Genomic DNA, 23710 nt, shown 5'->3' on the forward strand with positions numbered 1-23710 from the left:
CATGAAAAACCAACTGCTTCTCAGGAGCGCCGGCACCATGCTGGTGCGCGTCCTCTTCGCCGTCGTCGCTGCCTTCCCCATCGTCTTCATGCTCGTGTCCTCCTTGAAGCCGGACCAGCAGATCTTCGGCGACATGTCCTCGCTTGCGGCGTTCCTGCCGGTGGGCAACATCTCCTTCGACAATTACGCCGCCGTGTTCGACCGTGTCCCGGCGGCACGCTTCCTGCTCAACTCCGTGGGCGTCTCCGCCGTCACCGTGGTGCTGGGGATCTTCGTCAACAGCCTCTGTGCCTTCGCCCTGTCCCGCATGCAGGTAAAGGGCAAGAAGATCGTCTTCACCGCGATCCTGGCCACCCTGATCGTGCCGTTCCAGACCCTGGCCCTGCCTCTGGTGTGGTGGGTCAACCAGCTCCCCTACTTTGAGCTGAACGGCTTCAGCCTCGAGTTCTCCAAGGGCTGGCTGGACACCTACCAGGTCCAGATCATTCCGTTCATCGCCAACGCGTTCTCCATCTACCTGTATCACCAGTATTTTGAGTCCATCCCCAAGGAACTGGATGAAGCAGCCCGGATCGACGGTGCCGGCTGGTTCAAGATTTACCGCCAGGTGGTCATGCCCCTGGCAGGCCCGGCCACGGCGACGGTGGCGATCCTGACCTTCCTGCCGGCCTGGAACTCCTACCTCTGGCCGCTCAGGGTGGTCCAGTCCGAGGAACTGCGGCCTGTGATGATCGGCATTCAGTACTTCTTCCAGCTGAACGTCTCGTGGGGCGAGGTGATGGCCTACGCCTCCCTGATCACGGTCCCGGTGGTGGTGCTCTTCATCGCCTTCCAGCGTTCGTTCGTCAACAGCATCGCTTCCAGCGGCGTGAAGGGCTGAGCATGAAGACATTGACGACGGCGGCAGGAACCTCGCCCGCTGCCATCAGCGATCCTTACCGGCCCGCCTTCCACTACACGGCGGAACGGAACTGGCTCAACGATCCCAACGGGCTGGTGTACCTCAACGGCACCTACCACCTCTTCTACCAGCACAATCCTTTCGGCCCTGACTGGGGCAACATGTCCTGGGGGCACGCCACCTCGGAGGACCTGCTGAACTGGGACGAGCAGCCGGTGGCGATTCCGTGCGACGAGCACGAGGCGATCTTTTCCGGATCGGCTGTCTTCGATGAGTTCAATACCAGCGGCTTCGGCACAGCCGCCAATCCCCCGCTCGTGGCGATTTACACCAGCGCCTATACCGGTGCCTCCCCGCTGGCCGGCCGGCAGGCACAGTCGCTGGCGTACAGCCTGGACGAGGGGCTGACCTGGACCAAGTACCACGGCAACCCCGTCCTGGACCGCGCATCAGCGGAGTTCCGGGACCCCAAGGTCTTTTGGTACGACGGCGGCGCAGGCAGTTACTGGGTGATGGTGGCCGTGGAGGCTGTGCAGCGGCAGGTGGTGCTGTACAAGTCCGATGATTTGAAAGCGTGGGAACACCTGAGCACTTTCGGACCCGCCAATGCCACCGGCGGAGTGTGGGAGTGCCCGGACCTTTTCGAGCTGCCCGTCGACGGGGACCCGCAGGACACCCGGTGGGTCCTTATCGTGAACCTCAACCCGGGCGGCATCGCCGGCGGCTCGGCGGGGCAGTACTTCCTGGGAACGTTCGACGGCGTCGCCTTCCGGTCCGAATCGACCGTCACCGAGGGTCTCCAGACCGACGGCTCGCGCATGCGCGAGTACGGCTGGCTGGACTGGGGACGGGACTATTACGCCGCCGTCTCGTTCAGCAACGCGCCCGATGGGCGCCGCGTCATGATCGGCTGGATGAACAACTGGGACTATGCCCGGGAAACGCCCACCGGGGACTGGCGAAGCGCCATGTCCCTGCCACGTGAAGTTTCGCTCATCCGCGTGGACGGGAAGCCGGCGCTGCGGCAGCAGGCCATCGACCCGTTTTCCGGGCTTGAACCCGCACAGTTGCAGCTTGGACCGCAGGCCTTGGCACCTGGTCTTTTGGCACTGCCTGCTGCGGCAGAGGTGGCACGGATCGATGTTGAGTTCCGGCCGGGCACTGCAGACAGCGTGGGGCTGCTGGTAGGTACTGCGGATACCGAACGCACCGTCGTCAGCTATGACGTGGCGGAGGGAATACTCAGGCTTGACCGCCGGGAGTCGGGGAACATCAGTTTCCATGCAGCTTTCCCGTCTATTGAAGCCGTGGCGGTTCCCCTCCGCGACGGCCGCCTCCGGCTGCGCGTCTACCTCGACCGCTGCTCCGTGGAGGTGTTTGCCCAGGACGGCCTGGCCACGGTAACGGATCTGGTGTTCCCCTCACTGGCGGGCACGGCGCTGGCGGTTTTCGCGCAGGGTGAGGGCGCGCACCTTGTGGCGCTCGACGTCGTCGGCTGACTCCGTGTAAGGCCTGCGCTCTCCCCGGTAATCCTTTGACTGATGCGGAACACCACATGGCTGATCAAATTTCTGAGAGGGCACCCACAGATCGCATACTTCGGGGTTATCCTCAAAGGGCGTATCCAGTTGTTGGGGCAGGGCACGGCGCAACTGCGGTTTGACCGCCGCGGGTCAGTTTCATCATTTGCATTCACACCGGGGGAACCCGGCGGATTTCAAAGGAAACGAGCATGGGCCGCCGACATGCAGCAGCTGACGTCAGCTATCCACGCTGGATCTGGATCGTTGCGGCGGGCACCGTGGCACTCCTCATCCTGGGCGGCGGGTTCGTGTTGCGAATGCTGATCTTCCCCGCCGGTTCGGAGGGAAATGGGAATGCCGGGGGTGCTCCCCCGGCGGCCTCACCCCTGACGCAGGACAGCCCGGCATCAGTTCCCGGAAACCCGCCGTGCATTTCCTTGAACATCCTCACGTCACTTGAAAACGCCGACATGGTGCGGGCTTTGGCGGCCGGGTACACAGCGAAACCCCGAGACGTTGACGGCAAATGCGTGACTCCGGCAGTGACCCAGGAAGAGTCAGGAGTGGCCGCCAACAAGGTTGCCGGGAAGTTTCCCGGCATGGCCGCCGGAGACAAGCCGTCCATCTGGCTGCCGGACTCCTCAGCATGGTTGCGGATCGCGGCTGCAGCTGACGGCGGAAGCCCTGTCCCGCAGGAGGCCACCATCGTGGCCCGCAGCGCCATCGTTGTAGCCATGCCGGAGACCATGACTGCCGCCCTGGGCTGGGACAAACAACCCCCGTCATGGTCCGAAGTCTTCAAAATGGCCGGGGAACAGGATATCTGGGAACGCCTGGGCCATGGCGACTGGGGAAAATTCAAGTTTGGGAAGGCCAGTCCACTCGTCTCAACGGCCGGCCTCTTGGCCCTTGCTGCTTCCTATGGTGCCGCCGGCGGCAGCGCAGGTGGTGTGGACGGCATGGACCTGCACGCGCCGTCGCTGATCGATAGAGTCCGCGCGGTTGAACTGGGCACCAGCCATTACATGGCCACCCCGGAGCACTTCCTGTGGCACACGAGGCAGGCTGACGACGCCGGGAAGGTCTCGGAATTCCTCTCCGCCGTCATCGTTGATGAAAAATCGGTGTGGGACTACAACCGGGGAGTAGTCAGCGAGGACGGCAAAACCAAGCACTCCGGGCCTCCGCCGAAGGAGCCGCTGAGAGCGATTTACCCTCAGGATGGGGTCTACGTCGCGGACAACCCTGCGGTCATTCTCGAGGGCGATTGGGTGGGGAGCCAGTTGCGTTCGGCGGCCCAGGATTTCCTTGCGTTCGCCGCGACCGAGCAGGGCCAGGACGTTGTGAAGGCCTCAGGCTATCGGTCGGCGCAGGGAGCCGTGGATGCCGGGGTGGCGAAAACCGGACAATACGCCCAAACGCTGCAGCCACTGCCGCTGCCCAAAGCGGAGGCGCTTGCAGCCATCAAGGACAGCTTCCCCGAGGTCCGGAAGCGGGCCAGGGCCTTGTTCCTGCTGGACGTCTCGGACTCGATGGTGCAGGAACCCGGGCTGACCAAACTGCAGCGGGCCAAGGATGCCGTTGCCAGGGCGCTGGAACATTTTGTCGGCGATGATGAGATCGGGTTGGCCGCCTTCTCCCATGAAGGCGACGGTCCCCTGCAACCCGGCATCGTGACCCCGGTAGCCCCGCTGAAGTCCAATAAGGAAGACCTCATCAGCAAACTCAACGGGCTGCAGGCTGTGGAAGCAACACCCCTGTTCGAAGCAGTGAGCCGGTTCGCCAGCGACCAAGCCAAGGAATACAAAGAGAGCTTTATCAACTCGATTGTGCTCTTGAGTGACGGCAAGAACGATACCCGCCACCCTGGGGACCTGGGCGGGCTCTCGGAGCAGTTGAGCCACCAGAACCACTCGACGCCGGTGCTCGTCTTTACCCTCGCTTACGGACCGGGCGCCGATGTCGCCACTCTCCGGGAAATCGCCAGGTCCAGCGGGGCTCACTACTATGACGCCACAGATCCAAGCAGGCTCGAAGAGGTGCTCGGCGAACTGGTGACCAGCTTCTAGGCCAGGACATCCGGCTCCGGGAGCCGGACGAGGCCCGGCGTTCCTATATATCCGGGCCGCTTCCGCCCGCTCCCGGATGTTCAACAGCATCCTGCGCATCATCCAGCCGTCGCCGAGCGCGATGGACCGGAATGGAACGACGCCCGGCTGCCGGCGGCGGGGTCCCGTGCCGCCACGGCCTTTGTGGAGGCGGTGGCTGGCCAGCAACAGGGCCACATGTCCCGCCGCAGCCTCAGCGCCCGCCCAGTGCATGGAGGACAGCGGCACCAAGGTTCGTCAACGTCATGAAGACTAGGGCCGGAACTCCGAGCATCCAGGCTACCCGCCGCCGTCGTGCCTGGTTGACAAGGATCCGGAGGCCGTCAAACCTCCGTTGAAGCGCCAACTGGTCGCCTTGGGGAGCCGGCCGCCGGTGCCACGTCCCAGGCTGGACTGCCACCGAGGATATTCGGGCAAGCTCCACCGGGCCGAGCACCGGGTTGAACCCGTGCAACCAGCGCAACAGTTGAGCGGCCGTGACCACGGCCACCTGCTCAGGCCGGGCCTTTATGGTGAGGCTTTTCGGTTCAACAATGACGACGACGGCACTCACTTTCACAGGAAAGCCCGCGCCAGCAGTGAGGAGCTTTGATGCGCGAGCCGCTTCATGCGCTGCGTTGTAGAGGTGCCGGGTCTTCCTCCCTGCAACCATGAGCGTCCGGCCAGCCACCCAGACGGGCTGGCCGGAGTGGTTCTTCGTGTTGATCGTGAAGATACCCGCAGGACCGATCAGCACGTGATCGATGTCCGTGGATCCGGTCCCCACCGGGACGGCGTGGAGTACCAGCCACTCTGGCCCCAGATTTTCCAGGATCCTCCCCACTGCCACCTCACCCAGCGCGCCCCTGTACCAGGTCTGGCTTTCCGAACTCAATGGGCTGACCCCGAAGATCCGCTGAAAGGCGGAGCGTGGGCTCTCCTTACTTTGGAGCGCCAGCAGCTCCTCGATGACGGCCTGCCCAGGGATGCGGGCTCCAAGATGTGTTGGTGCTGTATCAGCGCTCATCGTTCTCCCCCAAGTTTTGGTCCATGCATCCACGAGCGTACGGGCCACCATTATTCTTCGCTCCGCCTTTGGGTCTCCGCTTCCGGATCTTTCCGGAAAACTTGGGCAACGCTGCGGAAAGCATGCAGTTTTCGGCGCTGGCAAGTGATTCAGATACGTGGCCTTGAAGACCTGGTATGCGAGGCCCACGGCACCGCCACCGCTTCCGGCAACAGGAGCTTCAACGCTACGATCTTTGATCACCCACTGACACAAGTGGCTTGGTTGGGCGGCAGAGGAGAAAACTGACGTGGCCGGAAGCAGGAGAATGAGCGGCCCCCATTGGCGCCGGGTCCTGGGAACGCTCGGCAACGGCGATGCCCGGATTGCCTACGCCCAAATTGTGCTCGGGGCTGCGCCTGCCGACATCCTGCCTGAAGTAAAGGAGCAGCGGCGGAACCGGGCAATCGCCGGCCTTCTTGAAGCCGGGCTCGTGGAGCAGCAGGCGTCAGGCAACTTGGTAGCGTCGGACTCGATATTCCGCGACCTGCTGGACCAGCAGCCACGCCGGCAGCCCCGGACGGGGCTCGACAGGTTCCTGCGGCTCGGCCGGATCGAAAGATACCCGGCAAACGTTGCGGATCGGCGGGAGCTTCTTGCCAGGATTGCGGGTGAGGTCATTGCGCCCGGAGAAAAGTTAACAGAGAGGCAAGTCAACGAACGGCTCCTCAGTTATACCGACGACGTTGTGCTGCTGCGCCGCTACCTGGTCGACTTTGGACTACTGGAGCGCACGCCCTCGGGCTCTTCGTACTCCTTGGCGGAGTAACCCCGCTTTATCCAGCCCTGGCGGCGGCTCGATCCGTTCATTCAGCCCGGGAGTTTACTGGCTAGAAGTTCTGCAGGGCCTCACCCAGCATGCGGTGGCCTTGGGCTTCGAAGACCGTGTCGCCCACAAGAAAAGCCCACACGGCCGTGCCGACTGCTTCCCTCAGCAATTCGATCCGCCACGGATCCTGCGCCCGCGGATCCTTTCCGTACCCGTCCAGGAACGCTAATTCGAGGGCCGGGTCCTTCTGCCACTGCCGTACTGCAAGCCGACAGAAGTCGCTCGCGGCCGGCCGGAAGTCGAACCGCCCGAAATCTATCGCCTTGAGCTGCCCTTCATGACTGATCCAGTTTCGCGGGTGCCAGTCACCGTGGGTCGGAACAACCCTGACCGGCGAAGGGCTGTAGTCCAGCAGGTGCCGCCGGGCGTCCCGTTCCAGTCTCGGATCAATCCTGTGGTGGCGGTCAAGCCAGCTCAGGGCTTTCTGCGTGGCCCGGGCTTCATAGTGGTCATCCACCCGGTGTTCCTCTGCATGGAGCATGCCCAGCAGCTGCCCGGCCTGTTGGTGCAATTCCGCTGACAGTTCCCCTGCAGTCCCTTCCACGAGGTTCCCGTCGAGATATTCGAGGACAATAACCCTTGCGGACCGACTTGAGTGCAGCATCAGCGGTGCGCCGCCGGCAGCCAGGAGCGGGCGGGTATAGGGGGCATGAGCCGTGATCTCGCGGTGGATGTGATGATTCTCGCGGCCAGCGGCCTTCACAATTCTCGCCAGGCCACCGGCATGGACCTTGAGGACCTTCGTGTCCGTCAGCCCCCACGACAAGTCCTCAATGAGTTCCGGCGGGCCCAGCCACCGTGCCACCAGTTCGGCTTGCGGCGCAGACAGGCAGCCCCGGTCCCATCCCTTCATGCCCGGAGCCTATCAAGGCTGGCTCGGGGAAGATCCCGGCGCCCTGTGCGCAGCATAGGAACCCTTCCGATCAACCAGGAGCAGCCGGACCCCGGGAAGTCGTCGAAAGCGAAAGCGCGAGTGCCCACCCGCCGGCCACTCCAATGGCAAGTAGAACGGTAAGGAAGGCGATCGCCGGTCCGCTCGGCCATGCCAGGGCGCCGCCGTACCGCAGCAATCCAAGCACCTGAAGAAGAACGAACGCAACGGAGGTCAGGGCCACTGGGCGGACAGTGCTGAGGTCGCGGCTGAACTGACCCTGCCCGGCCGCCCACCCCAGACCGACCAGCCACGCCCCGATGGCCCGCGCTGTCAGTTCGGAAAGGGCCCACGGCCACCACTGCGCGGCCAGCGTGGGCACTGCCAGGAGCGCCACGCCATACAACAGGAGTACCCCGGCGATTACCACCAGGAGCAGCCGGAGCGCAGGAGGCAGCACTGGTGGTCCCGCTGTCACGGACTTCGGATCGGGACGCCGCGACCGGACCTGCATCCGGCTGATGATGAGCATCGCCACGGGCACCAGGGCATAAATTGCCAGCCACGCCCAGGTGGCTATCCGGGCAGTGGGGTCAGCGTCTGAAGACAGGTGGAAGCGATCGATATGAAGCAGGGTGACGCCCAAAGTCAATGCAGTAAAGATGAACACGGGCCAGACTGCCAGCCGCGCTGAATTCCAACCCGCCGACCGGGCGCCCGTCACCTCCAGGCCGGCACTCGACCAGTATGCCGCGCCGAGGAAGACAGCGGTCATGGGCGGATTGACGGTCCACGCGAAGAATTCATCAGTTTGGAGCGGAAAGACGAACAGCACGAGCCCGGCCAGAAACACGAGGAACGCAGCGGCATAGAGCAGCCACCGCATCGGCGGGATTAACGGTACAGCTTCAGTTGAAGCAGACATCACCGGGGCAGTTCCTCGCGCGCGGCCGCCCCACCAGGGGCAGCGGACGCGGCCGGCAGAGGGTGTTCGGCCAGGTAGGCATGAAGCATCGAAACCACGGTGGCACCATCCCCCACTGCGGTAGCCACTCTCTTGATGGAACCCGCCCGCACGTCGCCAATCGCGAAGATGCCGGGCATGCTGGTTTCCAGCGCCAATGGGGAGCTGTCCGGCCTGGCGGAGCCGCCGTAACTAACATCCCTGCCGCCAGTGCGCAGAAACCCGGCTGGATCCCGCTCCACAGTTGTGGGCAGCCAGGAGGTCCGCGGCACCGAACCGATCAACACAAACAAGCCGCCCGCTTCGATTTCCTCGCCCGTGACTACATCGGCCGCTCCGGATGCGGCTACCTTGACGGCGGCAAGGAAACCGTCATGATCGCGGGCCCCTACGATGGCGGTGCCAAAGCGGATTGCCACATTCCGCGTGGCCTCAAGTTGGGAGATAAGGTACTCCGACATACTGGCCGCCAGTGTGGGCCCGCGTACCAGCAGCGTCACCTTCTTTGCATACCTGGCCAGGTGCAGGACTGCCTGTCCGGCCGAGTTACCGCCGCCCACAACACAAACATGCTTCCCGGCCATTGACGGCGCCTCCGAGACTGTCGCCCCGTAGAAAACGCCTCTGCCAACCAGATCCTCCAACTGGGGTATGCCCAGCCGGCGGTAATCCACGCCGGTGGCCACCACAACTGTGCGGGAATGCACCATGCTGCCATCGGAAATCGACACGGCGTACAGTGCTCCGTCCACGCGGAGCCCCTCCACCTTGCGCAGGAACAGGAAATCGGTGCCCAGGGTCCAGGCCTGGTGGAAGGAGCGGTAGGCCAGGTGGGCCCCGCTCACACCGCGGGAAAAGCCAGGGTAGTTCCGGATGAGCGAGCTGGTGCCGGCCTGGCCACCCACTGCCTCTCCCTCGACCACCATGGTGGAGAGGCCCTCGGAGGAAGCGTAAACAGCGGTCGCGAGGCCGGAGGGACCGGCTCCAACCACCACCACGTCGAAGATCTTGTCCGCCGGCGGCGGCCGGGTCACGCCCATCGCTTCGGCGATCTCCAGGTCAGTGGGGTTCTCGAGGACAATTGGTGGAGCGGTGAACTCAAGCACCATGACGGGCAGCACGGGGTCGCGCAGGTCCAGGCTCTCCAGCGTCTGTTGCGCGGTCGCGGACCCTACAGGATGGAAGACGGCGGGGATGTGGTTCCGGCTCAAGGAGTCACGCAAGGTGTGTGTCCGTTCGTCCCCTACCTCCCCGATAAGCCGTACCGCCTCGAACCCGACCCCCTGGGCAAGGTGCCAGTCGTCAAGGGCGTCGGTAATAGCCCCATGGAATTCCTCGTCGCGCAATCGTTCGGGACGTATGATCACCAGTTCTGCGTACCCCTGTGCCACGGCGCGGAAGACAGTTGGGGCGCTTGCGAAGTCACCCCATGTCACCACAACAGCACGTTTGGCCGCAGGGTGAAACCCATAGGCACGCCGCAGGAAATCAAGTCCTCCGCGGTCGGCCGGTCCGTAGCACCCGAGGATGAGGGCCACCTGGCGGTTCCAGCGGCGGAGCCCCTCCAGCACCGCCCGCCCGTGCGCGTGGCTGTCGCAGACCAACACCTCGTAGTCGGCACCGTACCGTCGACGTAACTCATCCCCAAGAATGCGCCGGGAGGTCGCGTCCGTGGTGGCAATCAGCATGATCGGAACCGGGTCATCCATGGGCCGCCGTCTTTCCGGTTCAATGGTTCGGTGGCGCTCACGATACTCGCGCTGCGACACCGGGTACAAGGGTGCTCCTTACCCTCCGGGACGGTCCTTCGCCACCGAAGCAAGTGTCCTATCGGACCCCGTGTTTGACGCCCTGATGCGTCATTCCAAGGCCGCGGAGATAGTGCCAGAATTGCTCCAATCAGTGGCAAGCGGGATGACCTGTACTTGTGAAGAAGCGGAGGAATTGAAATGGAGGACTCCATGGAGGACCGCCCTGTTCGGGGAATCAGCCTCACCGCCACGCCCAGTGGAACAGGATGCCTGGAGTGCCTCAGCGGTGATGGCCCGGGCTGGTGGCTGCATCTTCGCCGCTGCGCCCAATGCGGCCACATCGGCTGCTGCGATTCATCGCCCTCACAGCATGCCAGTACCCATGCCCGCACCGCCGGACACCCCGTCATAAGATCCTTTGAACCCGGCGAGAACTGGTTCTACGAGCACACCACAAAGAAGTTCTTCCGCGGCCCGCGGCTTCCGGACCCCCAGTCCAGACCGCTGGAGCAGCCGTCACCTGCACCGGCAGAGATGGTACCGGCGGACTGGCGGGAGCGCCTGCACCGGTAGCCGCGGATTTCAAACAACCATTCGACGCCGGGATTCAGCGAAGGAGGCTGGTTAGGCTGTAGGGATGGCAACAGTTATCCTCGTGCGGCACGGCCGCACCACAGCCAACGCCGCTGGACTGCTGGCCGGCCGGGCGGCCGGCGTCAGCTTGGACCAGATCGGGCGGGAGCAGGCAGCTTTGACGGGAGACCGGCTCGCTGCCGTGCCCTTGGCCGGGGTGGTATCGAGTCCCCTCGAGCGTTGCCAGCAAACCGCCCAGCTCATCCTCGATCGCCAGGCGGGTAATCCTTCTGCGCCGACCGATCCCGATCTCACGGAGTGCGATTACGGCCAGTGGCAGGGCCGCCTGCTTAGTGATCTCGCGGCCGAAGACCTGTGGGCGGCTGTGCAGTCTCAGCCGTCCGCCGTCGTTTTTCCCGGTGGTGAATCCATGGCGGCGATGCAGGCCAGGTCAGTGGCAGCAATCCGGCGCCACGATGCAGCCTTCGAAGCCGAGTACGGGCCAGGGGCCGTGTGGGCGGCAGTAAGCCACGGTGACATCATCAAATCGATCCTCGCCGATGCGTTCGGTATGCACCTCGACCTATTCCAGCGCATTAACGTGGGCCCTGCCTCCGTATCGATCGTGCATTATGGTGCTGTGCGGCCCAGCGTCTACGCGACAAACACGGACGCCGGGGACCTGTCGTGGCTGTCGAACGGCATCAAGTCCGGGGATGCGTCGGTGGGCGGAGGTGCGGGGCAAACGGCGAAGGGAACCTCGTGTGCCTAAAATACTCACATGCCCACACGCGTTCACGAGTTTGCCTGGCCTGACCGGGTTGTCATCGGCACCGTCGGCCTCCCGGGGGCACGTACGTTCTACTTGCAGGTCCGCACCGGCAAGCAAATCGTGAGCATCGCCCTCGAGAAGCAACAGTCGGCCGAGCTCGCCGGGAAGATTGATGAAATCCTCGATCAGCTCATCGCCCTCGAGGGTAACCCCTTCAGCATTCCCACGGGTACGCCCATCGAACTCGTGGACAATGACCCGCTCGAGGCGGTCGAGGAACAGTTTCGAACCGGCGCCATGACCTTGGGCTGGGACCCGACGACGGCGCAGGTGATCATCGAGGCATACCCGCTCAGCGATGTTGATGCTGACGATGACGACGACCCGGTTGATGGGAACGACGCTGAGGTGGCCGAAATGTTGCTGGTGCGGATGCCGGTTGGTACGGCCCGTGCGTTCGCCAAGCGGACCCGTGAGGTGGTGGGAGCCGGGCGTCCCGCGTGCCCGCTCTGCGGTTCTCCAGTGGACCCCGACGGACACGTCTGCACCCTGCCTGAGGTTTGATGCCGGCACCCGACCTCCTGACTGCCGAGCTGACGCTCACCGGGCGCATCACAACGGCGTCGAATGCCACCTTCCTTGCGACCATCGGCGACACCACGGTGGTTTATAAGCCGATAGCCGGGGAGAAACCGCTGTGGGATTTTCCCGACGGCTTCCTTGCCCACCGGGAGGTGGCCGCCTATCTGGTTTCTGAGGTCCTGGGCTGGAACGTGGTGCCACGCACCTGGCTCCGCGATGGTCCCCTGGGCCAAGGAATGGTGCAGCTGTGGCAGCAGACTGATCCCGACCAGAACGCGGTGGATCTCGTTGCCGCGGACGATATTCCGGAGACCGGGTGGAAACAGGTCCTCGAGGGGCAGGATGAGACGGGGCGGATGGTCGCCCTCATACATGAGGACACGCCGGAGCTAAGACGCATGGCGGTATTCGACGTCGTCGTCAACAACGCTGACCGCAAAGGCGATCACATTCTTGCCATGCCTGACGGACACCGGCACGGCGTGGACCATGGGCTCACCTTTCACCGTGACCACAAGCTGCGCACAGTGCTGTGGGGGTGGTTGGGAGACGCCCTGTCGGCCGAGGAACTTGAGGGCATCGACCGCGTCATCGAAGGTCTGGACGGTGAGCTGGGCCAAAGCCTGGCGGACCTGATCAGTGCCGAAGAAATTGCGTCGCTCGTGGCGCGCTGCGCCCGGTTGCGGATGACACGGCGGTTCCCTGCTCCCAGGGGTGGGATGCCCGCGGTGCCCTGGCCGCTGTTTTAAGGACATCAGGGAGACGGACTTAGCTCTTGCCGCCCAATTCAACGGGCAGTCCACTGCTTCGTCGCCGAGTACTTTTTCTACAGGAGGGCCCGGCTCGAACGGCGTTTACCTGGACAATTCGGGGCGGCTGCTCCTATCGGGCTGCAGCGCCCATCCCTCCCGAGAAGAGCACATCGTCACTGCCGTCACCGTTCTCGTCGCCGGAGCCGCCGGTGACCTCGGCCAGCGCATTGTTAGCGAACTCCTACGCGGCGACTCCCTGGTCCGGGTCTCGCCCTGCAATGGGCCGGTACCACCGGTACCTTGGCAGCCGTGGGCAGGATCGGCCGGCGCCTGTCGAAGGACCCAGACCAGGCTTTCCTCGTGGCAGGGTATGCAGTACTTCGTCAGCATGTTCAGCGGCGAGGCCGAACTCCATCACGTCAACAACGATCGCTACGGCCCGCATGAGTGGACCTGGGTCCGCGATGTCCTCCAAGCGCACCGGAACGTCACAACGGACGATCGCCGACCCGGGCGCAGTATGAAGGCAGTCAAGGATCTGCGGTCTGTGACGTCACCCGCCTCTTTGCCGCATGCTACGGGTCGCCGCCCCGAGGCTGGGCTGCTGCGCGAAGGATTCCCCACCGCGCCGCTCAGTCCTAAGATTGAGGGGCTGGGGCGACGGTGCCGCCACAGGTTTGGCCGGACGTGGTGCCGTGGGCGGCCGCTAACCTGTCATCTCGTCCCGAGCGGATCCGGCAATGAGCACGAAGAATTACGTATTGAGGCGGGCGTCGCTGGCAGCGGTCCTCCTTGTCTCTGGCTGTACCTATTCCAACGATGAGCCCGCACAGCCATCGAGCTCGCCCAGCCCCTTCGCTTCCTTGGAAAATCAGGTCCAGCTGTTCATGGACGAAGGCGCGGTGGCCGCCGTCGTCCAGATTCGCTGGCCCGAGGGCGAGTGGTCCAGGGCCTACGGCGTGCGCGACCTCGAGACCAGGGCTCCGGCTCAGCCCACGGACCGGGCGGAGGTCGCCAGCGTCACCAAGACGATGACGGCCGTGGCCGCGCTGAAGCTCGTGGACGACAACCTCATCGGGCTGGACGATCCCGTCAATGACGTCATTCCCGGGTTTACATCCACGCTTAAGCCTCCGGCTCCGATCACTGTGAGGCAACTGCTCAGCCATACGTCCGGAATGCCTGAGGTCAATGATGCCCTCCCAAAGGATGTTGACTTCCGCCCTGTGCTGAGCCAAACACTCACGATGGAGCGGGGCCTGCAACTGGCAGGGACCCTCCCCTGGACCTCTGCCGATGTCGGGACTTTCAAGTACTCGAACACCAATTACCTCGCACTCGGCCTCCTCATCCAGACGCTGCGGCACAAGCCCTTCGTCCAAGTACTGCAGGAGGAGGTCTTAGGCCCTCTCGGTTTGAAGAACACCAGCCTGGACCGCATTGACCCGCACGAAGCCGGTCTTTTGCGCGGCTACGTGACCCTGCGCGGTGAACGGGTAGACACCACAGACAATACCTTCGCGGTCGGCAACCCGGCCGACGGCGCTGTCTCCACGATGGAGGACCTGAACCTCCTCATGGCCGGAATATTCCAGGGACGGGCGGTCTCAGCGTCGTCCCTGCGGGAGATGAAGACCAGCCCCAGCTTCCGTCCGTACGGGCTGGGCGTATGGGAGCATGCGGACGGATGCTCGAAAAACTCGCGGCACGAGGGCCGGGGCTCGTTCTGGGAATACCAGACCGTCGTAGTCAGCAGCGGAGACGGGCGGTACCAGGCCGCGATGACAGTCACAACACCACCAATGCCTACCGAGTTAGAGGACCCCTCCACGCGCGACAAGCGCGACTACCTGAACGGCCGAATCGAGTCTTCACTCAACGAGGCATTGGACCGCATCTGCAAGCCGGCCGGCTGAGAAAGGCCGTGCTCGCTCAGACGGCACACCAGGAACGGGAGAACCTGCGCAGGCCCGGGTATCGAACCCTGCTTGCCATTCAATGATGGGGACCCGAACAAGAATCAGCAGATCCGTGGCAGTTCTGTTGCCACCCTACGGCCGTTCAGATCCCGCCTCCTCCGACTGGTCCTACCCAGCCGCTGAACTCTCCTCCTCCCCTCTGGCGCTCATCGTCGTCCTTTCCGCAGCGGAGACAGCGCTTATACAAGCTGCCGTCTTCGGCGTGTTCGACATGCCATTTATGGCCGATATTCAACTTGCACAACAGGGCCTTCATGGCCTTCTCCCGTCCGCGTATCTGGCAATTTCAATGATGGCCCTCGCGTGACACGGGCGGTACTGGCAGCTACCTCAACGCCTTAGCATGCTGCAGTGGTGTCGGCAGCCGCGATGGCGACACTGCCCTCTGGAGCTTCGACGTAGCCGTCGTTCGCTTTGGCCAGCGCCCCGCGGATAACGTCAGCACCGCTACCTTCGAGTTCGTCCAGCCAGTCCAGCGCGTCGTCATTTTCAAACGGCAGGAAGCCCCATGCGCCCATCATCGCCCCTCTCGGTGTCCGGTGTGCTGGCACCACCATGACAGTGCCCTGACCCGCCCGGACAGCACCTTTCCGGATGACATCTCAGCGCCTAACTGCTGGACGTGCCGGCTAAGGACGTATGGACCTGTTCATGGTCAGTTGATAATTTGAGGCTCCGCTCTTGTCCGGTGTATGCGAGGCGTTCAGGATCAAGAGGCTGACGAGTTGGCAGGTCCAAAGGGAACTGGACCATGAAGAAGCCGTGCAGCGGTGGCTGACGCGCCATGTCCCCCCTAGTGCTGGCCGTTCCGGGAGTGCAGGCGTACGTTCAGAACCGCTGTATGCCGGCACTCGATGGAGCAGACCCTCCATATGCAGACCTGGGCGAAGTTTGGTTCGAAAGCCGTGAGGCTGCAGCGGCAGCGACGCAGTCCCCGGAATGGTCGGCTGTGATCGCCGATGCCCGCGAATTTATGGACACGTCAACGATCGTCGTGGTCTGGGCGGGAGGAGCATCCGGCATCGGCCCAGCGCCGGAACCCATGTATGCGCAAGTCGAGATCGCTCTGGCTGCGGCGGATTCGGCCACTCCACCTGGCCTTCAGCCGCCTACTCAACGAGGGTGAAGAAGCTGGCGGGGTTGTCCGCTAACCGAATCCGCCGCCTCCTCCGGTCGGCCCCAGCCATCTACTGAAGTCGCCGCGGCGACGCCCGCCGCCGCGGTCATCGTCGCCCTTACCGCAGCGACGGCAGCGGCTGTAGCGGCTGTAGAGGTGCCGTCTTCGGCGTGTTCGACATGCCAGTCGTGTTGAATCTTTAGCTTGCACAGCAGTGCCTTGCGCATAACCCTCTCCAATCGCTGCAGCAGTCACTCCGGCAATGCAATGATGGCCCTCGCCCAGTCGCGGCGAAACCAGCAATTGCTGGTTCTCAATGCTGCTGAGGACCAGCAGGGGGAAGGCTCAGCCCGGGAGGGTGAAGAAGCTGCCGCGTCGTCGGCGCCCAGGATGTCGTGCTGGAAGGCGATGGCGTCCACCACTGGATGTCCACGGAGAGGGCAGTAGCCGTCGGCGGGCGGGCGATGAACAGCGTTGCCTCGGTTTTACCCACCTGACCAAGCGCTAAAGTTGTCGTCTCCCCGCTGGCGCTCATTGTCGTCCTTTCCACAGCGGAGACAGTGCATATACAAGCTGCCGTCTTCGGCGTGCTCGGCATGCCAATCGTGACGAATTTTCGGCTTGTGATCGCCTATCGCATCAGCTGGACACTTCTCGGAGCTTGAACACGATCGAGTCGAAGACGGCGCGAGCCTCCCTTGTCAGCTCCGGACTAGTCGATTCGTGGAATTGGACCACCCAGAACATAGCGCGATGGCCGTCCAGATTGACCACCCGGTAGGTTTCGCGCTCAGCAGTGCTCGAGTACCAGCGTGTGCATAGGTTCGAATATTCTGAGTGGACGCAAAACTGACCGTTGTCGCAGGCTTTGATGTCCACGTGGCCCTCCACGGAGTGGTCGAACTCGACCCCGGAGTAATCGCCCACCATGACCTCGACGGGAGGGGTGCTGGCCGTTGATGTCTGCGCCGTCATCGCGTCGACGAAGGCCTTGGCCGACGGATTGACCTCGACGAGCGAGCCCTGCCACTTGCATGCGTCCCTGGGCACATGGTTGGAGGGCCACCAACCGACGAAGACCCCCAAGTCATCCGGGTGATCCGGGTCGTCCTTTCCCAGGCCATCGCCGTCTTTACTCACCCAGCCGCCTGGGACGGTGATCTCGAAATTCTCTTTGAAGCTGGTGACGAGGTATGTACCGGGGTCGATGTCGCCGCTGTCCGGCAGCGGTGGGACCGTGGGCACCCGTGGGACCGTGCGTACCTCCGTAGTCGGTGCGGGAGATGGCGTTTCCGTGGCAGTGCACGCCGAAAGGCCGAGGCAAACGGACAACACTGATGTCATGGAAATGAAATGGCGTAGCAGCACCCGCATGGAGGCCTCCAAAGGCAACCCTTATGCTGCGGACGTTACGCTCAGCCAACAATGACCACAAGAGATGCCAGGAGCAAATGCTCCCCCTTTTTGGACAACGGGGAACGGATGGTGAATCCCCCGTCGGGCGAATGCGGTCATCCCCGCTGGTTCGCCAAAGCCTCGGCCCCACGTGCCCGAAAAGGCGCACTAGGGGGCTGTTGATGAAGTGCTCAAAGCTACACTTTCCGAATGAATTGGTCTCGTCCCTGCTGAAAGAACACCGTCCCCGGGCCTGGCCATGACAGTCTTCGATTCAAATTGCAGCGCTGTGACCCTTCAATGATGGCCTCTGCATGCCCCCGGTGTACCGGCAAAAGTTGAAGGGAGACGTCGTCGAATCGCTTGCAGGACATCCTAAGCAACCCGGCCTGCTCTGCGTTCCGCTGCAGAGACCTACCACCAGCGCCTTAGGGCCCAGTTGTCTGAGGCACCGTCTCCATCGTCTCCGTCCTTGCCGCAATGAAGGCAGCGTCTGTACAGGTCTCCATCATCGGAGTGTTCTGTGTGCCACTGGTGATGGATGTTGAGCTTGCACATTAAGTCTGCGAACATGACGAACTCCGATTGGACGAGCCGATGATCCCAGGAAATACTGCGATCGCCCGCCTAGTAGTAGTCGCGGCTATGGGGATCTTGGGGGTGGTCGCGGCTGGAGAGCCTCCCCGACCACCGGGCATTGCTGGGATCCTTCTTCCCGCAATTAGATTGACGGCGGTACTCACCGTCATACATTTGGGCCAGCCAGTGATGGCCCCCCATCTGCAAAGCAGTTTCCGGATCGTATGACGTTTTCTTCTGGAATTGCCCAGCCGTCTTCTGGCTGGCCGGCGCATAGGGCCGTATAGCTAATCATGGCCTCCGCGAAGCACCAGAAGAAGAGACAATCAGTAGGGCCTGATCCGGCTTGCCCCTACCCCCGGGGGGGTGAAGAGAATCTTCGGGTCGTCGGCGTCTTGCAGGTCGTGGTGGAAGACAATGGCGCCCCCGGCGGGGTGTAAACGAACAGGACTGCCGCGGAACCACGGCGTTACCGAGTAGATGGCGAAGTCGGCGGGCGCGTCTTGGCCTCAACTGGACTCTGCCACCTTCCCCTCATTGGGATGTATTGTCGGCAGCGCGGGGACACCGACTTCTTCACCTCTTCGAAGGAGGACGTCGAGGATCTCGCCGACCGCGACCTCGTCCAGACCTTCCCGGCGGAGCGGCTGATTCGGATGTAGCTCGTAGAAGTTGCGACTCCCGACCCGGCGGCGGGTCAGGTAACCACCCTCGACCAAATCCGCCACGAGTCGGTGTGCGGCGCGCTCCTGGACGCCCACGCTTTCGGCGATCTCACGGATCCGTATGCCGGGGTGGCGCGCCACGCAGTAAAGCGCATGCAGGTGATTAGTTAGAAAGCCCCATTCAGCCATCCCTCAATAGTAGCTGTCATAGGGGACATGTCCCTATTGACCTGTCGTGTGCAACGGCCTACCGTGGCCGGTATCGGCGCAAGAATGCCCCACCGCCGACAACGTCGCGGACCTGGCCGAACTGGAGAGACCCCGCCCGACCCTGTATGACCGACACACTGTCGGAGCACGTGCCTACAGCTCGAGGAAGGATTTCTCATGGCACAACAAACTTCGTACCCGCTCGCTGTCGACGGAGCGCGATCTCCGCACCTGAGCCGTTGGCTGTGGCTGGTCAAATGGCTGCTGATCATCCCTCACGTTATTGTCTTATTCTTCCTATGGTTCGTTTTCCTGGTGCTGTCGGTGGTGGCGTTCTTCGCGATCTTGTTCACAGGCCGCTACCCACGGGCAATTTTTGACTTTAACGTTGGCGTGCTGCGCTGGACGTGGCGGGTCAGCTTCTACTCCTACAGTGCACTGGCAACCGATCACTATCCGCCGTTCACACTGGCCGACGATCCCGACTACCCGGCACGGCTGTCCGTTGACTATCCACAGTCGCTGTCACGCGGACTCGTACTGGTGAAATGGTGGCTGCTCGCACTCCCTCACTACCTAATCATCGGAGTGTTCACCGGAGCCGCCTTCGGCAGCTACAACCAGGTGCGTGACGGCAACGCCTGGGCCTACGGCAGCGGCCTGATCGGCCTGCTGGTATGCATCGCCGGTCTCGTCCTGCTCTTCGCTGACCGCTACCCCCGCGGGTTGTTCGACCTCCTCATGGGCATGAACCGCTGGGTGTTCCGCGTCACCGCCTACGCAGCGCTGATGACCGACCAATATCCCCCGTTGCGGCTCGACATGGGCGGCAGCGAACCACCACCCAGCGCAGACACCCCCGTCATGATCGGGCCGGAACCACTGCCGACGACATAGAAGGGTCCACCCCCGGGGAAGGGACCGCCCATCATTATTCGGATCCGCTACCGCGTCCGACAGCCCTATTAGCCGGGGAGTAAGTCAGCTTTCAAAGGAGTAGTCATGACGGCCAACATCAATATCAATCCGCCGCTCCGCGGACCCACCGGGCAGCGCGGAATGCATCCAATGAGGCGAATCTCTCTGGCCGCCGGCATCCTGTACGTGCTCACCTTTGTCTCCATCCCAACCCTCGCCCTCTACAAAGGGGTAAAGGATGACGCCGGCGCTTTCGTCTTGGGCGCCGGCAGCACTGCCGCCGTGCAGTGGGGTGCCTTGTCCGAGGTCATCGTCGGACTGGCCGGAATCGGCACCGCCGTTGTGCTCTATCCGGTGGCCAAGCGGGTCAGCCAAACCGCGGCACTCGGATTCGTGGCCGCTCGACTAGTGGAAACCTGCCTCATATTCGTCAGCGTCGTCAGCCTGCTGTCGATCACGACCCTGCGAAACGACGTTGCCGGCACCGCCGGGACGGACTCCGCCTCACTGGTCACAATGAGCCATGGCTTGGTCGCAACCTACAACTGGACGTTCCTTCTATCGCAAAGCTTGATGCCCGTGGCCTGCGACCTTCTGCTCGGCTACGTGCTGTTCCGCTCGGCGCTCGTGCCCCGTATCCTCCCGATGGTCGCATTCGTCGGCGCACCGCTGCTCCTTGCCTCCGACATCGCAGTCTTCTTTGGCGCCTACTCCCAGGTGTCCCCGATCGCCGTTCTGGCCGCACTGCCCGTCGCCGTGTTCGAACTGTCACTGGGCATCTGGTTGATCACCAAGGGTTTCAAGCCGACAGCTCTGACCGCGGGCCACCCATAACCAGTGACGATTTGTTCCGCATCGGAAGGGCAAGAACAGCCAATACGAAGTGAAGCGCCGGCCTTCCTTACCCCGGAATCGTGAAGAAGGCCCTCGGGTCGTCGGCACCCAGGAGGTCGTGGTGGAAGGCGATGGCGTCCACGGGCCGGGTGTCCACGAACAGGACCGCGACCGTCCGGGAATGGACCACCGTGTAGCGGCTAAGGTCTTCCACCCAGGAATGGATCCCGGTGTACTCCTCGACGAACAACCCGTCACCGAGCAGTCCCCGCTCCTCAAGCAGGTCATAGACAAGATTCCAGGCGAGATCCATCAGTTCATGGATCGCTGCCTCCACCGCTGGAGCCGTCATACTTTCATCTTCCTCCCGGGGGCTGACAGTCTTGCGGACGACGGCGGGTGTGTCCTTGGGGCTGTTGCTTTGAGCAGCAGGTGTGGCGACTATGGGAAGCGTGGACATGAAGGGCACCCTCCGCAGGCTGACCTTTCCCCTGTGCCTGCTGGTGCTGGTGCCAGGCGCTGCCGGATGCTCCTATGACTACCCGGATCCAGCGGGCACCCAGACAGGCCAAGACAATCGCCCTGACACAACTGACCGGTCACTGATTACGGAATCAGCCGCACGGCCCACCGATCCCCTGGTCCTTCAGCGCGAGGCGAGAAACTACCAGGACTTGGACGCGCTCCTGAAGGTCGCACCCGGGCCAGTCCTCCTCTTCGAAGAAGGTCCAATGGACGGCCCTGCCAGGGGCTTCGGCGGGCGCGAAAAGGTGCCGGCGGCGAGCCAGTACACGGTCACAGCGGCCTGCGTGGGCGCCGCCAGCGCCACGATCTTCATCCGGCAGGAGCACCCGACGGTCACGCTCTGGCCCGTCGAGCTCACAGTCGACTGCCCAGGAACTATGTCCCAGGTCATCACGCTTCAACAAGGCTACGTTTCCGCACACCTCTCCCTGCCCGACCCCGGAGACACGCCCAGAACGGGGGCCGTGGGCGGAGTACGGGTGACCGGCTGAGGCCCGATCTCCGCTTCTCCACCGCACCGGCGGGATCATGAACTCACTCCCAGGTTTGGTATCCGTGCCATAGCGACGACCGTGACCTTCTTTCAGGACTACTCAATACCCGCGCCACCTCCCCGCCCACGGACCCCTCAGTTCACACCACCTCCCTGGGTGGCACCGCCCCGTTACGAACTGCCGGCAATCGTTCCTGTGGGACGATTCGTCTACCAATCCCCAACCTTCGTCCTGGCCATTGAGGCCGTGAAGGTCTACTCCACCGGATGCAACTTTGACCTGACCTGGATGCTCTGCCGCACAGACCAGGAAGACCGGAAGTGGGCGGAGCTCAACGCAGTGTTTCACCGTCCGGCGCCGCAGGTGCGCGACGGCGGGATGTCTGCCGAGTCTGTGCTTCTGCTCGGAGTGCAGTTGCCCGACGGTACTAAGGCCAGCAGCTCGTCGCTGGCGATGTACGCGCCCAAGTCGATGGACCAGGAACCTGATGGGCCGGTCTTCGACTACCGGCCCAGGGGCGGCAACGGCAGGGAAGACGACATGTCCGCAAACGGCGAAGTGTGGCAGTGGCCTCTGCCGCCGGCCGGGGACCTGCGGCTGGTCGCCCAGTGGACCGACATGGGCATGCCCGAAAGCAGTATCGTCCTCGACGGGGCCCAGCTCCGGAACGCCGCCGCCGGTGCCCGGAAGTACTGGCCGGAGGACACCCAGTGACGATGGCCCTGGACAACCCGGTCCTGCTCGTGGTCTTCGCGGCGGTCTTCTTCTACGTCCTCTACGGCGTCATCCGCGCCGCCGTCCGTGACGGCATCCTCCAGGCCGACGAGGGGCGGAAGCATGCTGGTGAAGACAACAACAAACCCATATCTCAGTTCCGGCGATGAGAACTCGGGAAAAGCCTTCATGGCCCTGGAGCCAGCTTTGGCCTTGGATGACTGGAATTTTGGCCGTCGTAGTTTTCCTCTTGCCCTGGTCCGTCATGCAGGTCGGCCATTGCGTCGACTACGCGCCAGGACAGGGAGAGAGCTACTGCGCAAGCGGGCCAATTATCGGGTCATCGGCTGCAAACGTCGTGGCGGTCATATCGGGCCTACTGATCCTCTACTTCATACTCCGGATCGTGCGCATCCTCATCCGACGCGTCCGGCGGCCAGATATGGGACAGCTCCCAACAGATGAGTCTTGAACACACCCACGCCGACGCAGGCCGCTGCCCTATTCGATGCCGCGCTGATCAGCGTCGAGGAGCTGCCTGGCATCGCTGCCCAGTGGCTGGCGGATGGACATTACTCGGAGAGCCTGCGTCTGCTGGCCGGCGCTGACCACGACGATTCGGACGACATCCGGTCATGGTGGGCTCTAGCGCTGACAGAAGCAACATGAGCAACACTCCATAGGCCAAGGATTTGAACATCCTCTGGGACGAAATGACCAGCTACTACCAACCCAAAAGGCCTGACGAAGAAGTCTGGGCCGACGTGGACGAGTACCTGCGCAGCTGCCTTTAGTCCTTTGTCCCGCCCGTCGGGCCCTTCGGAAACCGCTCCGGGTGCTTCGGATCCCTCCCGCGTTCCCGCCAGTATTCGTCGCGCTGCCAGAGCGAGAACCGGATCGCAGCCGTTCCGAGAACGATGACGAATATGGTCTGGACGCCCATTTTTTACGATCAGCCAAGGCAAGGAGATGTTTGGGATAACATTCCACACCCCGAAGATGATCAAGAACGGCCGTGACCAGAACTCGATGCGTGTGAGCTTTCGTCGGGCTTCCTCTGTGGAAGCCGCAGACTTCCTTGCCCGAGGATCTTTCTGCGCGGCTTGCATGACTGAAATGAACCACCGACTCCCGGCCCAGGCAAGGTGCTTGACCGGATCTTGTGGCGGGCTGGCTACGAGGATACCGGTTCGACGGTGTCCTGGATCTTCTGAAGCGTCGCTGGACTGGCGGCAATCTCGATAACTCCGCCATCGGAGTCCAGCGTGATGATCTGGAAGCCAAATGGGACAGCCTGCTTGTTGTCATTTCGGCTGGCTATTCGCGGCGGGAGTTCGGTTTCAAGGGAATCACAGCCATGGGCGCTGAAGTATCCTCGACGCTGAAACGGCCCCGCACTGGACGTGCGGGGCCGTTAGGAACAGCGTCCTTTGATGATAACGAAAGCCGGTGTGAGACGCAGCCCTTGTTGGAAGAACTTCCATCAACGTCTCGGCGGAATCCCGCAGAAAGCTGGTCCGACCAGCAGCCGGATAGTGGCACGAGGAAATGGAAGTTTGTGGGTACGGTTCAGCAGTTTTGCTGCATCCGCTGCGGCGCCGTTCCGGCG

25 protein-coding genes are annotated in these 23710 nt (G+C 63.0%); 17 read left to right on the forward strand and 8 right to left on the reverse strand.

Annotated elements, in window-relative coordinates; translation table 11 throughout:
* Window position 1: 1 nt before the first annotated feature.
* The 3 genes from FBY36_RS19685 to FBY36_RS19695 all read left to right on the forward strand — a co-directional run bounded on the left by FBY36_RS19685 (window position 2) and on the right by FBY36_RS19695 (window position 4493).
* Window positions 2-880: a carbohydrate ABC transporter permease gene (locus FBY36_RS19685; RefSeq protein ID WP_142122159.1), complete on the forward strand. Its 879-nt coding sequence runs from the start codon at window positions 2-4 to the stop codon at window positions 878-880.
* Window positions 881-882: 2 nt separating this feature from the next.
* Entirely contained in the window at window positions 883-2400 is a 1518-nt protein-coding gene (locus FBY36_RS19690) for a glycoside hydrolase family 32 protein (RefSeq protein ID WP_142122161.1), read from the forward strand.
* A 233-nt stretch (window positions 2401-2633) separates the two neighbouring features.
* The gene (locus FBY36_RS19695; protein ID WP_142122163.1) at window positions 2634-4493 is read left to right on the forward strand and encodes a vWA domain-containing protein; all 1860 of its coding nucleotides are present in this window, start codon (window positions 2634-2636) and stop codon (window positions 4491-4493) included.
* 232 nt (window positions 4494-4725) lie between these two features.
* Here FBY36_RS19695 and FBY36_RS19700 read toward each other — a convergent pair whose 3' ends face one another.
* Window positions 4726-5538 (reverse strand): nuclease-related domain-containing protein, encoded by an 813-nt coding sequence (locus FBY36_RS19700; protein ID WP_142122165.1) that lies wholly within the window; start codon window positions 5536-5538, stop codon window positions 4726-4728.
* 307 nt (window positions 5539-5845) lie between these two features.
* Between FBY36_RS19700 and FBY36_RS19705 the strand changes: the two genes are divergently transcribed.
* Window positions 5846-6346: a DUF2087 domain-containing protein gene (locus FBY36_RS19705; protein WP_142122167.1), complete on the forward strand. Its 501-nt coding sequence runs from the start codon at window positions 5846-5848 to the stop codon at window positions 6344-6346.
* Window positions 6347-6407: 61 nt separating this feature from the next.
* Here the strand turns inward: FBY36_RS19705 and FBY36_RS19710 are convergent, their stop codons facing one another.
* From FBY36_RS19710 to FBY36_RS19720, 3 genes are all read right to left on the reverse strand, one after another.
* Entirely contained in the window at window positions 6408-7259 is an 852-nt protein-coding gene (locus FBY36_RS19710; protein WP_142122169.1) for a phosphotransferase, read from the reverse strand.
* 70 nt (window positions 7260-7329) lie between these two features.
* Complete coding sequence (locus FBY36_RS19715) at window positions 7330-8202, reverse strand: hypothetical protein (protein ID WP_142122171.1); 873 nt, start codon at window positions 8200-8202, stop codon at window positions 7330-7332.
* Entirely contained in the window at window positions 8202-9950 is a 1749-nt protein-coding gene (locus tag FBY36_RS19720) for an FAD-dependent oxidoreductase (RefSeq protein ID WP_142122173.1), read from the reverse strand. Before FBY36_RS19720 ends, FBY36_RS19715 begins: the two co-directional genes overlap by 1 nt.
* A 252-nt stretch (window positions 9951-10202) precedes the next feature.
* Between FBY36_RS19720 and FBY36_RS19725 the strand changes: the two genes are divergently transcribed.
* From FBY36_RS19725 to FBY36_RS20605, 6 genes are all read left to right on the forward strand, one after another.
* Window positions 10203-10565 (forward strand): UBP-type zinc finger domain-containing protein, encoded by a 363-nt coding sequence (locus FBY36_RS19725; RefSeq protein WP_142122724.1) that lies wholly within the window; start codon window positions 10203-10205, stop codon window positions 10563-10565.
* A 64-nt stretch (window positions 10566-10629) separates the two neighbouring features.
* Window positions 10630-11337 carry an MSMEG_4193 family putative phosphomutase gene (locus FBY36_RS19730; protein ID WP_142122175.1) on the forward strand — a complete coding sequence of 236 codons (708 nt, stop codon included), beginning with the start codon at window positions 10630-10632 and terminating at the stop codon, window positions 11335-11337.
* A 9-nt stretch (window positions 11338-11346) separates the two neighbouring features.
* On the forward strand, window positions 11347-11901 hold the full coding sequence (locus FBY36_RS19735; RefSeq protein WP_142122177.1) for a DUF3090 domain-containing protein: 555 nt from the start codon (window positions 11347-11349) through the stop codon (window positions 11899-11901).
* Window positions 11901-12668 (forward strand): SCO1664 family protein, encoded by a 768-nt coding sequence (locus FBY36_RS19740; RefSeq protein ID WP_142122179.1) that lies wholly within the window; start codon window positions 11901-11903, stop codon window positions 12666-12668. Before FBY36_RS19735 ends, FBY36_RS19740 begins: the two co-directional genes overlap by 1 nt.
* A 743-nt stretch (window positions 12669-13411) precedes the next feature.
* Window positions 13412-14587 (forward strand): serine hydrolase domain-containing protein, encoded by a 1176-nt coding sequence (locus FBY36_RS19750; RefSeq protein WP_200830537.1) that lies wholly within the window; start codon window positions 13412-13414, stop codon window positions 14585-14587.
* Window positions 14588-14702: 115 nt separating this feature from the next.
* On the forward strand, window positions 14703-14957 hold the full coding sequence (locus FBY36_RS20605) for a hypothetical protein (protein ID WP_160141911.1): 255 nt from the start codon (window positions 14703-14705) through the stop codon (window positions 14955-14957).
* A gap of 31 nt (window positions 14958-14988) precedes the next feature.
* Here FBY36_RS20605 and FBY36_RS19755 read toward each other — a convergent pair whose 3' ends face one another.
* The gene (locus FBY36_RS19755) at window positions 14989-15171 is read right to left on the reverse strand and encodes a DUF4259 domain-containing protein (protein WP_235008908.1); all 183 of its coding nucleotides are present in this window, start codon (window positions 15169-15171) and stop codon (window positions 14989-14991) included.
* Window positions 15172-15434: 263 nt separating this feature from the next.
* Between FBY36_RS19755 and FBY36_RS21200 the strand changes: the two genes are divergently transcribed.
* Entirely contained in the window at window positions 15435-15776 is a 342-nt protein-coding gene (locus FBY36_RS21200) for an EthD family reductase (RefSeq protein WP_142122183.1), read from the forward strand.
* A gap of 630 nt (window positions 15777-16406) precedes the next feature.
* Here FBY36_RS21200 and FBY36_RS19765 read toward each other — a convergent pair.
* Both FBY36_RS19765 and FBY36_RS19770 read right to left on the reverse strand, forming a co-directional pair.
* On the reverse strand, window positions 16407-17012 hold the full coding sequence (locus FBY36_RS19765; protein ID WP_235008909.1) for a hypothetical protein: 606 nt from the start codon (window positions 17010-17012) through the stop codon (window positions 16407-16409).
* A gap of 1238 nt (window positions 17013-18250) precedes the next feature.
* Window positions 18251-18595 carry a helix-turn-helix transcriptional regulator gene (locus tag FBY36_RS19770; RefSeq protein ID WP_142122187.1) on the reverse strand — a complete coding sequence of 115 codons (345 nt, stop codon included), beginning with the start codon at window positions 18593-18595 and terminating at the stop codon, window positions 18251-18253.
* Between the two features lie 198 nt (window positions 18596-18793).
* On the opposite strand from FBY36_RS19770, the gene FBY36_RS19775 reads away from it, so the two are divergent.
* Window positions 18794-19513, forward strand: a complete 720-nt coding sequence (locus FBY36_RS19775) for a DUF4389 domain-containing protein (RefSeq protein ID WP_142122189.1) — start codon at window positions 18794-18796, stop codon at window positions 19511-19513.
* A 105-nt stretch (window positions 19514-19618) separates the two neighbouring features.
* A complete protein-coding gene (locus FBY36_RS19780) occupies window positions 19619-20368 on the forward strand; it encodes a DUF4386 domain-containing protein (RefSeq protein ID WP_142122191.1) in 750 nt (249 codons plus the stop codon).
* Between the two features lie 67 nt (window positions 20369-20435).
* Here the strand turns inward: FBY36_RS19780 and FBY36_RS19785 are convergent, their stop codons facing one another.
* The gene (locus FBY36_RS19785) at window positions 20436-20720 is read right to left on the reverse strand and encodes a hypothetical protein (protein WP_142122726.1); all 285 of its coding nucleotides are present in this window, start codon (window positions 20718-20720) and stop codon (window positions 20436-20438) included.
* A gap of 91 nt (window positions 20721-20811) precedes the next feature.
* Between FBY36_RS19785 and FBY36_RS19790 the strand changes: the two genes are divergently transcribed.
* The 4 genes from FBY36_RS19790 to FBY36_RS19800 all read left to right on the forward strand — a co-directional run bounded on the left by FBY36_RS19790 (window position 20812) and on the right by FBY36_RS19800 (window position 22770).
* Complete coding sequence (locus FBY36_RS19790) at window positions 20812-21384, forward strand: hypothetical protein (RefSeq protein ID WP_235008910.1); 573 nt, start codon at window positions 20812-20814, stop codon at window positions 21382-21384.
* 159 nt (window positions 21385-21543) lie between these two features.
* Window positions 21544-22101 (forward strand): hypothetical protein, encoded by a 558-nt coding sequence (locus FBY36_RS19795; RefSeq protein ID WP_235008911.1) that lies wholly within the window; start codon window positions 21544-21546, stop codon window positions 22099-22101.
* On the forward strand, window positions 22098-22271 hold the full coding sequence (locus tag FBY36_RS20610) for a hypothetical protein (RefSeq protein WP_160141912.1): 174 nt from the start codon (window positions 22098-22100) through the stop codon (window positions 22269-22271). Before FBY36_RS19795 ends, FBY36_RS20610 begins: the two co-directional genes overlap by 4 nt.
* Window positions 22272-22569: 298 nt before the next feature.
* Window positions 22570-22770 (forward strand): hypothetical protein, encoded by a 201-nt coding sequence (locus tag FBY36_RS19800; protein ID WP_142122197.1) that lies wholly within the window; start codon window positions 22570-22572, stop codon window positions 22768-22770.
* Window positions 22771-23710 lie beyond the last annotated feature (940 nt).

Source organism: Arthrobacter sp. SLBN-122, from assembly GCF_006715165.1.
GTDB lineage: Bacteria > Actinomycetota > Actinomycetes > Actinomycetales > Micrococcaceae > Arthrobacter.